Here is a 9,621-nt window from a genome sequence, read left to right as displayed (position 1 = left end):
CTTTCTCTCTACTGTTTTATTAACTTTTGAATGAAGCTTTTGGCTACACAAAATCGTTTCGCCAATTCCCGTTGCGATATTTCTTCATTCTCATACACTTGGATTATTTTTTCCCGCAAGTCCAGTGAGTAGGCTTTCATCTTTACACCCTCAACAGCTCCCCATTACTGTACCTCTGTTATTCGAGAAACGCTATAAAGCTTGATATGTCTTTGGAAAGGATGACTTTTTTAACTGCAGAAAAACGCACATGATAGCGATCTTGAGATCAGAAGTATACAGAACAAATAACAGGTTTTTAGAGTTGGTAGTAGGCTTATTAATAATTTTAAAGCTGCAAAATTTTATTTGTATTTTACAATAATGATTGAGCTAATTACGCCCCAGATAAGCACAAATCTAATTTAAATGGCCTTGAAAGGAGTGGCGATCAAGAGCCAGCTTATTGACCTAAAAAGAGAAGTTTTAGCATTTATTGCGATGCGAAGGCTAACAAAGGCAAGATTGAACAGAAACTTAGAACTCATAATACAGATAAAACCTCTAGCAATCAATCTAAAGAAATAGATTTAAATTTGCTATAAATTAGTTGGAAAATGGGATGTTTTTTTCCAAGAATTTTTTTAAATTAGGAAGAGAATCACATCTGCAGCTCATCCTTGGAGCGATAAAGGTTTTTTATGAATTTCTTTACCCATGTCCTGCATCTTGTGGGTTCTGGTGCTGTCGCCTATATTTCTGCCCGCAATTTACGAGATCCTCTGACTCGACCTAATACCTTAGCAGGGCTACAATTGGCAGAAGCCGGCTCAGTTCCCTTCTTAGAAACACTCTCAAAACGAGCTGCCGATGAAGGTGATGCCTGGCTTGCAGAAAAATTGGCTCGCCATGCGGCTGACGAAAAGCGTCACGGTCAAATTTTTGCCCACGCCCTAAAACAGCTCAACAAGCAAGTGATTGACTTCAAGAATTTGCCCAAACCGGCAGAAACCGGCAAGCAAGACAAGCCAAAGCGCAGTCCGTTCTTTGGCGCTTATTTTGAGGGTTACGATCAAGAGCAACTTAAGCCTCAAAATATTGACTGGAACGTGTTTATGGCCAGTACATATATTCTGGAACTTGATGCCAGCAAAGATTTCGCACGGATGGCGAACGTCCTGCCGGATGACGATTTCCATAGCGCTAACCTTAAAAAGGGAATGCTCAGCGTTGCTAACGATGAAACCGGCCATGCGGCTTATCTTTTTGAAGCAATGCAGCGCCGGCTGCCGGCTGCCGGTGTTCAGCCATTGATTGATGAGTGGCGCACTCGCAAGATAAATGCGATGTTGGCAATGGCCGGCAACTTCTTGCAAGGGAAACCTCAGCCTTCCTTAGTTCAAGATGGTGTGCCGGTTGAAATGCCTGAACCCACTTTTGCAAAATGATTACAACAGATAGCCTCAACTAATCCCTAGGAGCTTTCTAATACCACTTTAATTTCATCGCTTTGGCTCCCCCCATCTCAACCTTGCTGGGGGGATTTTAACAGCTTTACCACCCTAATCCGGTTCTCCTGTACTGTTGCTGGCAACCGGCTTAGTTTTTAATAACTTCCTCAAAAGATACTTTTAAAAGCCTTGATCTACGACGAAATTCATTTTGTGTCGGCGCATTTGTGGTCAAATTGCGAGATAACTTAAAGGGTGATTATTTGCTCACAGATGAGTGGGATCGCAAGTAAATTTCTCCTAAAATAATGCTTCCGGCAACACCAACTAAGCTCAGCCATGCTCCAGCAGAACCCAGATAGTAAATGCTGCTGGCAACTAGCAGTGTAATACAAATATATGTACTAGCCACTTGTGCATGAGACCACCCAGACTGCTGTAGTCGTTGATATAAATGAGTGCGATGAGCCTTGAAGATATTTTCGCGGCGTATCAAACGGCGGGTGAGGGTGTAGATAGCATCAGCGATCAGGGGAAGGGTTATGGCGATGGCTGACCAACCTCGAATCGAGTCGCTGTGGGTGTTTAATAGGGAAATTGCGACAATCGCACCTAAAACTGTGCTGCCGGCATCACCCATGAAAATTTTAGCGGGAGACCAATTCCACCACAGAAAGCCGAGTAGTGCAGCAACAAGAAGCCAAAGTATTGGCTGATTAAGGTAGATAGCTAAGAAGCTCAGTTGAACGGCACTAACGCCGGCAACGAGACCATCAAGGCCATCCATAAAGTTGTAAAAGTTAATTAGGGCAGTCATGCCGATACAGGTGCCAACGATTGCTACCATTTGACCGATCATCCCGAAATCGGTAAGCCAAGGTAGAAAAAAAGCGCCAAAACACGCAACGGCGATGCTAGATACTCCCAACTGCACTAGGTATCGCAAGCCGGCCGGCACACCGCGTTGGTCATCTATAATGCCAACAATAGCCAGGGGTGTGAGAATTAGCCATAACCAACTTAAATTTGGGTAGATCAGTTGGTTGTGAAATGAGTGGGGAAAATAGCGAGCCAAAATCCCTGCACTCCCACTTGTTAGTGCAAATGCAATAATAAATCCCAAGCCGCCGCCGCGTGGTGTCGGCTGCGTGTGAGAACTGCGCTCATTGGGGATATCGAGCAGGTGTTGGTTGAAGCGTTGCTTAATCAGGGCAACGCTCAGCAGGCTAACTAGAAAACTGGCCAATACCAGTATGAGGTACATGAGAATCCTCAAATAATTCCTTGGCTACGCAGTAACTCTAGCTCCTGCTGCAGTCCAACTTCCAGAGTTCGAGGTAAAAAGTTGAGATCCCGTTGAGCAGCATCGTGAGGATACGCTTTATCTTCTTGTAATCGAAGAATTTGTTCACGCCTCACAGGCGAACGCTGCCCTAGCAATCCTTCCAATCTTGTCGCAAACCATATACCCAGGTTAAGTGGGAAGGAAATTTGTCGAACCGGCTTGCCAATCAGTTTAGCAACTAACGCTAAAAGTTCTCGAAATGCCACGACACTACCACCGGAGAGGTTGTAAGCACCTTCAATCTCTGGGCGTTGGTAGGCAGCAAGAATTCCTTGAGCTAAATCATCCGCATGGACAGGTTGCAGAAGACAATTACCAGAACCAAAAACAGGGAAAAAGCCATAGCGCTTACAAAAAACAATCAGCTTGTGCAGGTTTTGATCGCGGTGCGAACCGTAGATCATCGTAGGGCGTAGTAAACAGGAAGAACCCGGATACTCAGCCAATTGAGTTTCAATATCTTTGTAATCCGCTGAATAGTGATTGTATTGAGAATATATGCCGGTGGTGCCAATTACAATCAATCGGGGACTCTGTCCAGCTTTTTTTAGACTTTCAAGGATGGCGGGAATATGTCGGATGCCTGCAATATGAATAATCGTTGCTGGGCTGTACTGCTTCAGACCCTGCTCCCATGTTTCTACAGTAGAACTATCACCTATCAAAAAGTTTAAATTTAAGTCTAACTTTTTGATGGTGCTAAGATCGCTGGTAGGTCGAACTAAGCAATAAACTTGCGTGTTCGGACTTGCCGTCGCAAGATGATTGAGGAATAAACTACCTTGTAGACCCGTTGCACCTGTAACTAGTAGCTGCATCACATTCACCTATTCCCTAACCTCTGAGTCAGAATTGCCTGGTAAACATTGACTGTTTTTTCAAACATTCTTTTAAAGGTAAATTCTTCTTCATATCGCTTCTGGCCAGAACTGCCCATTTGCTGGCGCATCTGCGGATCTGAGACAAGTCTCTTCAGACACTCTCGGAGTAAGCCTACATCACTCCGAGGCACACAATAGCCGGTGACACCATCAACTACAGCTTCAGCAGCCCCTCCTACACTAGATACAACGACCGGCAAACCAGCTCGCATTGCTTCCAATGTTACTAAAGGAAACCCTTCCCAATTGGAAACCAGAGTGAAGACTTGAGCTTGGGACAAAATATTTGAAATATCGTTACGATACCCTAGAAAATTGACTCTATTTGCCATTTCTAGTTGATTTACTAAAATTTGAATAGCTTCCAAGTTAGGACCGTCCCCTACTAAAAGCAACTCTGCACCCCAAATGTCTTTAAATGCCTCTATTAGGGTGATATGATCTTTTTGTTTGTCAAATCGAGCAACCATAACAATTTTAACTGGATTTGACAGATTTGGAGTCGCTTTTAACTCCTTGTCAACATCTTCCACTCCATTATAAATTGTTAAAAGTCGATTATTTGGAATCCCAGCTCTTATACCGAGCGAGCGATCATATTCTGAAACGCAGATAATTCTATCTGCCCAAGGGCTAGCTAATTGTTCTAATAACCTGTAAATTGTACGGCTAGGTTCAGGCACTCCCTCCGTAAATGCCCAACCATGAGCTGTAAAGGTGCAAGGTGTATTAGTAAACTTAGCCGCTAATCTGCCTAAAATTCCAGATTTGCTGGAGTGTGTAGCTATTATATCTGGCTGAAAATTTTTAATAATTTCTTTCAAAAATGTTACAGTTTTAAAATCTTGAATTGGATTAATTTCTTTCTGCAAAGTTTGACATTCAATCCAAGGAATTTCAAATTTTTCCAGGGTAGTAGTAAAAGGACCTTTGGAGCCGGTAATTATCAAAACCTTGTTTCCCCTAGCAATCAATGAATGTGCTAGATCCTTTACATGACGTTGAGCACCTCCTACAGTATCAGCTCTAGTTATAACAATTAAAATTTTCATAAAATAGGCTTTTTATTGCCAGACTTTTTGAATAACGGCCTGCAATCTTCTGCTCTGCTTTGTTCAAAACGATATCATCATATATTGTACCACTCTCAACTATTTCAAAAATCTGCCGATTACTACACTCGTCAGCTCATAGCCCAGTCATTTTAAGAGGACTTTAACTATTAGCCCGAAACTAAAGTTCTGGGTGAGTTTGCTAGGTGTTGTTGAAATTACTGCACTATCTGAAATTTATCTTAACCCCCTTTTATTTTGACCAAATTGGTGGTCTTCCTGTCATTTTTCTATAAACATCAGCTAGATGAATTGTGGTATTTTCGCCCAACACAGAACGCAATAGTACATATCCATATACTACTATCCCTCGCTGAATTTCTCGGGAAGATATTGGCAACCCATTTTTACGTTTGCATTTTATGATCTCTCGATGTTTGAGGATTAAATTATCTAATCTGCCACTCATTCCCCCCATTCTCACTCCTGATACTATAGCATCATTAATATGATAGGCATCTCTGTGCGTCAACTCTCGCAGCAGGAAGTCATAATCTCCACTAATTTTAAATGAGCTATCAAATTCACCATATTCCTTGAATAAAGACTTGTGATGAAATAAACCTGGATGGGGGATACACATGGTTTGCATAAAATTATTTTTGACAAGGCCCCATTCAGCTCCATGCGTCATAATAATACTCTCATCTTTTATACTAATAAAATTATTTTTGCCATAAACTACTCGAAAATCTGGCAAAGCTTTATTCAGATGGGGCACAACTTTTTCAATCACATCAAGCGCCCAAAAATAATCATCTGATCCTAGAAAACAAATCCATTCACCCTTGGCGTGTTTTAGCCCTTTATTCCATGAACTATAAAGTCCACTATTGGTTTGGCTTTCCCAATAAGCAATTTGCTCATCATACTTTTTTATAATATTAAGTGTATTATCAGTAGAACCATCATTAATTATGATATATTCTACATTTTTATAAGACTGATTAATAACTGATTGGATTGTTTGTTCTAAGTATTCTTCTCCATTTAAAACCGCTGTAATTACCGAAATTAAAGGCTGTTTATTCAGTGATTTAGAGAACTCTTGATTTAACATTTTAACCTCCGCTTAGTGTTTTTTTCACTAACCTTATTTCTTGATTTAGAACTTTAAGAAAAACTCTAAAATCATTATATTTGTAAACTAACTTACTTATAGGATTTGCCAGTAAGTCCTAATACATTGCTTTAAACATTGCCTTGTTGTTGGAGCTGATCATTTTTTGTGATTCGTTTTATCAAAAAATAGAAAATAAAGCTAGAGACTCCAAATCCAAAAGATACAACACTTGCGTTAAGCGGGGTACTGGCTAAACCTATTATACCGTATAAGTTAATTAGGATGCCAATAAATCTTAGCCTAGGTTCCATACGATTGAGCAAACGATCAGCACAAGAAGCGATTAAACAATATACCACAGAAACAACACCCACGCCTAGTAACCCAGCACCCGAATAACCTATCGCTATGAAACTAGCATTAGCCCCGTACCGCAGACCCGTCATAGCTTCAGCTACATCATAAAATCCTACATCATTACTATTTAAAGAAATACCAGACATATTGAATGAGCCTAAAAGACCTCTGTAAGGAAATCTTGCGGGAAAAAGATAGTAGTAAAAGCTGTTAGTTCCAGCGGGTATTAAGACTGTTCGTTCTGCTAGAAATCCTATTCCTTCCAACAAACTGCTTCCACTCACCAAGGAAAATAAGTATCCCAAACCAGTAACTACAAGTGTGATAATACTGAGGATCAAATAAGGCTTTTTCCACTTTAAAAAATACAACTCAAGATTTCCATTATACCTATAAATAAAAATACAAAATGCAATAATTATTAACAAATAAGCAATCATAAATCGATGGGCTAAAGTAATATAAAAAGCAGTCATTAATAAAATAGAAATCACCCATATGATCCAATACAAAACTTGACTTTTTTTACTAAGCTTACGATTGCAAGCATAATAAATAGACAAAAAGGATATCATTGGAAGCAAATAATTAGCTGATATTACAGCCCATCCTAAGCCTCGCCCAGGAACCACTAGTTCTTCCCCAATTTCTAGTCGTGTTAGATAATACTGTTCTATATTCCCTAAGGATGAAAATACAGAACCCATGAAAGATAGGCCATTTGAAAAGATCATAAACCTTAAAATACTAAATATTCCGATGACCAGAAAAAACCAAAACCAAAGATTTGCTTTAAACTTTCTTTTGTAATTTTTGGGAACATTTATTTTGGGAAGTTTATAAAACTTTTGCTTTTGAAAAACTGAGCAAATAAATATAAATAAACTCATCGACCAAAACGCGATCCATGTCACCTCATCGCTCGATGAGGCTTTATTAAAAATTGAAGTGCTAAGACCAAGGAAGGGTATAGAAATCCCGTTAAACAGAACGACAATAACACTAGAAAGGTGCAAAAGGCGAAGCTTGCCGACGACAACCATCGCTCTGACGCTCCAATAGATATAAAGTAAGCAAATAATAGAATTTAATAATGTTACTAATAACTCTGCCATAATTTAATTACCGTATCCAGTAAGTTTTAAGAAGAGATCTTTACTTTATTAACGCAAAAATATTTTATTAGGTTTGTTAGCGTGATATGGTTATTCTTTTCTTAATACAGCAAAGCTTAAGACTAGCCCAACTTTTTAATTAAGAAAGTTTAGCTTTCTCTTTTCGATATTTAGATACAATCTCTGTAAACAATGATAAGTAGCGGCTGGCCTGGAGTTCTTGGGTAAATTCCAATTCTGCTTTCTCACGAGCACGATTACCAAGCTTTATCCATCGATCTTTGTCTTCTAGCACCCAGAGAATCCCTTTAGCTAAGTCGTCCACTTCAAAAGGGCGTGCTAAATAGCCATTCTGCTGATGCTCAATCATATCAGGCATACCCCCAATTTTAAAAGCCACGCAGGGAGTGCCACAAGCTAGAGCTTCCATCACTGTATTAGGCAAGTTATCTTGAGTTGAAGGTGCAACGAACACGTCTGCGGCAGCATAAACTAATGCTAAGGAAATATCGTCATTCAATTTACCTAAATAATGGCACTTAAAACCTAAATCGGCAGGATGACTGGGTTGAGAGGCACCAAAAATGACCAGTTCTATACCTTCGCAGCATCCTGATTGAGTAAGGTTTCGTAAAGCCGGCTGTAGAAGATGAAATCCCTTACGAGGATCACTAGCAGCGTTCAACGCACCAAAAAGCACAAGATGTTTATCTTGGGGTAAGTTTAAGCGTTCTCTTGCTAGACGTTGGTCAACAGGCTTGTATTGCCAGCTATCAAGTCCATTGGGAATCACTTCTATGCGCGCGTTTTTGAAGAGAGAGCTTGAGTGAGTGCACTGAGCTAACCAATGGCTAGGAGTAACAATGGTTAGGTTCAAGTCTCTCCAAGCTTTAGCCTTGCGCTGCCACACCCAGTGCGATAAATCTTTGTCCTGGTGACTGCCGAGTTGAGGACAAGCACCACACGACTTTGTGTAGCGATTGCACTCTTGATTGTAGTGACAACCGCCAGTGAAAGCCCACATATCATGTAGTGTCCAAACAATCGGTTGATTAAACTTAGCAACGCTCTCAATTTGCAGAAAGCCTCCATACACCCAATGTAAATTGAGAATATCTGACTTAAGTTGTGCAACTCTTGACGAGAGTGTATCTGGAACCCACTGAAGAGAATAAACTGTAGGAACCCGTTTGGGATACAACAATTTTATTGCTAAAGCATCGAGAGATGGCAGAATTTTTGCCCGTGCCTGTGCCAGCTTAGTTTCTTTGGATAAAACTGTGATATCGTCCCGAGTTTTATATCCAACAAGCATTGTTGAGTCCACATTAGCTTGGAGCAAGCCTTGATGAAGCCGATATGCTGCCGCATATCCACCCCCCCGTCCATCTGAGTAACTAAGCAAACATACTTTCATTTTTTTTAAAGATCCCATCCATTTGAAGAAGTCTGCCAGTCAATGGATCGGTAAATCCAGGTATGATGGCGTAAACCTCATATCCCAGATGATACATTAGCGCGATCATGTCATTATAAAGCTTTTCGCCTTCATAGAGAGGAATTAATGATAGCTCTATTTGAATAAATTCGACTTTTGCTAAAATTGCAGAGGCACCTTCAAGAACCTGCGTTTCAAAACCTTGTGTATCTATCTTAAGAAAAATTGATTTAACGTCTTCATCTATATAATATTCACTAATCGTATCTAGTCTTTTCATTGGAACCATTTCAGAACTGGTATAGGCTGAGTTTGGGGCTACATTTAGGTGGGAGTTCAGCATGGGTAGTATAGAACTACTCTGAGAATTACCAGCAATGTTAATCTGAACACTTTCCCTATCTACATTACCAATTGCAAGACGAGGAGCGATTTTCCATAAGGGGTCTTTACTACTTACAACTGTCAGTGTTGAGTAAGCGCTTGATAATGGCTCAAATGATACGATTCTCCCCTGGTATCCTAGATCACGTAACAGCATTGAGTATTGGCCTATATTAGCACCTATGTCCAAAACCAAATCAATTTGATAGTGATGTAAGATACGCTGGATTCGAGCAGTATCTGATGTTTGAGGAGTAAATCTGCTTAATTCTATTCCTAATTTTCTTGCAACTTTTTTAACGAGTTTTTTAATCATTATGTGACTTTGAAAATTTCAAAAACACTAATATTATAATAGCATGTTTTGCTTGCAAACGCGTGGATAACGACTGTTAAGTTCAATTTTTTTAACACGTGGGCTTTGCTCTGCCACACCCACTGCTAGAAATCATAATACTGACTTCTATAAAGTTGAGGAAAAGTCCCACAGGCATTA

8 protein-coding genes are annotated in these 9,621 nt (G+C 40.1%); 1 reads left to right on the top strand and 7 read right to left on the bottom strand.

Features of this window, described 5'->3' with window-relative positions:
• Positions 1–680: 680 nt before the first annotated feature.
• Positions 681–1,427, top strand: coding sequence for a ferritin-like domain-containing protein (locus tag H6F56_RS06465; RefSeq protein ID WP_190666042.1), 747 nt, complete (start codon positions 681–683; stop codon positions 1,425–1,427).
• Between the two features lie 262 nt (positions 1,428–1,689).
• Here H6F56_RS06465 and H6F56_RS06460 read toward each other — a convergent pair whose 3' ends face one another.
• From H6F56_RS06460 to H6F56_RS06430, 7 genes are all read right to left on the bottom strand, one after another.
• Positions 1,690–2,694, bottom strand: coding sequence for an MraY family glycosyltransferase (locus tag H6F56_RS06460; protein WP_190666041.1), 1,005 nt, complete (start codon positions 2,692–2,694; stop codon positions 1,690–1,692).
• Between the two features lie 8 nt (positions 2,695–2,702).
• Complete coding sequence (locus tag H6F56_RS06455) at positions 2,703–3,593, bottom strand: NAD-dependent epimerase/dehydratase family protein (protein WP_199312615.1); 891 nt, start codon at positions 3,591–3,593, stop codon at positions 2,703–2,705.
• A gap of 5 nt (positions 3,594–3,598) precedes the next feature.
• On the bottom strand, positions 3,599–4,708 hold the full coding sequence (locus H6F56_RS06450) for a glycosyltransferase family 4 protein (RefSeq protein ID WP_190666039.1): 1,110 nt from the start codon (positions 4,706–4,708) through the stop codon (positions 3,599–3,601).
• A gap of 253 nt (positions 4,709–4,961) precedes the next feature.
• The gene (locus tag H6F56_RS06445; RefSeq protein ID WP_190666038.1) at positions 4,962–5,828 is read right to left on the bottom strand and encodes a glycosyltransferase family 2 protein; all 867 of its coding nucleotides are present in this window, start codon (positions 5,826–5,828) and stop codon (positions 4,962–4,964) included.
• Positions 5,829–5,959: 131 nt separating this feature from the next.
• Entirely contained in the window at positions 5,960–7,303 is a 1,344-nt protein-coding gene (locus H6F56_RS06440) for a hypothetical protein (RefSeq protein WP_190666037.1), read from the bottom strand.
• A gap of 139 nt (positions 7,304–7,442) precedes the next feature.
• Positions 7,443–8,720, bottom strand: coding sequence for a glycosyltransferase family 4 protein (locus tag H6F56_RS06435; RefSeq protein ID WP_190666036.1), 1,278 nt, complete (start codon positions 8,718–8,720; stop codon positions 7,443–7,445).
• The gene (locus H6F56_RS06430) at positions 8,701–9,441 is read right to left on the bottom strand and encodes an FkbM family methyltransferase (RefSeq protein WP_190666035.1); all 741 of its coding nucleotides are present in this window, start codon (positions 9,439–9,441) and stop codon (positions 8,701–8,703) included. Before H6F56_RS06430 ends, H6F56_RS06435 begins: the two co-directional genes overlap by 20 nt.
• Positions 9,442–9,621 lie beyond the last annotated feature (180 nt).

The sequence above is a fragment of the Microcoleus sp. FACHB-672 genome (assembly GCF_014695725.1).
Lineage (GTDB): Bacteria > Cyanobacteriota > Cyanobacteriia > Cyanobacteriales > Oscillatoriaceae > FACHB-68.
The sequence above is the reverse complement of the archived record's forward strand: the minus strand, read 5'-3'. Positions and strand labels throughout refer to the sequence as shown.